Consider the following 1,903-nt stretch of genomic DNA (forward strand, 5'->3'; position numbering starts at 1 on the left):
CCAAATCACATCGAGAAATCCATCCCCATTCACATCCATGGACATCCTCTTTGTCCCATTCCAGTTCCTCATGTAATGTAAAAGTTCCAAAAGCCAGATTCCCGACGGGGGTGTCAATATTGATACAACCACCCAAATTCGTTCCACCGCTTGAATTCTTCGATATGGGCCCTCCATATCCGCTCAATCGAATGTTGCCCCCGCTTATAGGGCATTGAATCCAAATCAAAACCACGGTAGCCGCTACTGTTATTGCCAGATACATCCAGCACTGATATAGGGATACAATACTTGGGAGTTGTCAGCACCAAGTGAACAGAAGTTATTTGGCTTGAAGCGAAGCCGGGGCAAACAGTGGCCTAAGGGCGGGCCTGGCTGAGGGGTTGCTAATACTTGATACCTATCCCAAAACCTTTATCAAAGTACACTACATTATCATAAATAGGCTCAACAACGACCTCCCCTTGTATGTTAGCAAATCCACGTTTACCATTTTTGCTAACGTTAAAAATCTCCTCATTGTAGACAAGTATGCTGTCATAGATGGGAGGGATAACAATTTTCTTGGCCTTGAAGTCATAAACCCCTGTTTTATCATTATTGATAAAAGTAACATATCGATCATCAAAAATATGCCACATTGAGCCTTGTACTTCAATCTCGATAGGATTACCAAATCGATCAATAACAAGCCGTCGATTTCCTCCTACGGAGACAAGAGCTCCGATTCTATAAGCCGTTGAGTAAACTGCATCATAAAGCTGCTCCGTTAGAATCTCACCATCCCAACTGACAAATCCATAACCACGTTTATGCTTTGTGCGATATATCACAAAACCACTGGCCGCCTTGAGAAAACTGAACTCTACTGATGTTGGAACCGGTTGCCAAATTGATCCATCAAACTCAATAAACTGATAGACTTTTTCCCCTCTTTTTTTGACAAATGCTTTGTTGGGTTCGTATCTAGAAAGCTCTAATATATCAAACTCATCCGGACTGGTATAGTTACCAGAAGTATCAATTAGGCGATAAGTAAACAAGGGAAATTCCTTTCGAGTATCCCCAAACCCCACAACGGCATGGCCATAAATAAACCTCCCGACATAATCAAACCTTGGTTCTATAACGACTTCACCTTTTCCGTTGAGATACCCGCGCATGTCAGAGGCAGAATCATAAAAACCTATCCGGTCATCATGTAAACCGGTTCTTTCCAACTCGAAGCTTCCCCGGAGAACTTCTGAAAAGTTCTTATCAAGAAAAGCAAATCCATCCTCATACCTGACAACAAACACTTCACCATTAAAAGGATCGACATCTTCTGCGTTCCTAATGACATGAAGAATATTCCCACCTTTATCAAAGATAGTCCAATCAGAAGCTTCTAGATGTATTGATATGGCAACAAACACTAAGGCTATTACAAAAACACATTTCCTCATTCTAACGGCTCCTTTTTCACTTCAGGGGCAAAATCTATTCCGTCATAGGGACTTCCATCATCATACTTTCCAAATCTAGCTGTATTTTTTGAATTATCTATCAATGGGCTTTCTTTACCTGGATCAACACGTTTACCCCATTTCTTTCCGTCTTCATCCCTTTCTCGCCTTTCGAGATGCACATGAGGCCCACTTGAGTTCCCAGCTTCCTCGTCATCTTCCTCAATTCTGCCCAGATAATCCCCCTTTTTTACCTCATCATCTTTTTCCAAGCCGTTATTCTTCACGCTATCTTCGTTAAGATGTCCATAATTATATTTGTACTTCCCGTCTTCATCTTCAACAACTACATAGTACCCAAGTCCTTTATCATGGTTATCAGAGTAATTCCACTGTCCCCCTTTATATATACCATCAGAAATGGAATAAACATTGTAACCATCGGGTTTTGGAGGTTC

The 1,903-nt window shown here is 41.4% G+C and carries 2 protein-coding genes; both read right to left on the minus strand.

The features are described from left to right. Positions 1–386: 386 nt before the first annotated feature. Entirely contained in the window at positions 387–1,445 is a 1,059-nt protein-coding gene (locus S1OALGB6SA_RS04190) for a WG repeat-containing protein (protein ID WP_124032661.1), read from the minus strand. Then, positions 1,442–1,903, minus strand: a 462-nt coding sequence (locus S1OALGB6SA_RS04195) for a M23 family metallopeptidase (protein ID WP_148084024.1), incomplete at its 5' end; no start/stop codon positions are given. The genes S1OALGB6SA_RS04190 and S1OALGB6SA_RS04195, both read right to left, overlap by 4 nt.

Origin of the sequence: Olavius algarvensis spirochete endosymbiont (assembly GCA_900608495.1) — a bacterium.
Taxonomy (GTDB): Bacteria; Spirochaetota; Spirochaetia; order DSM-2461; family DSM-2461; genus UBA2779.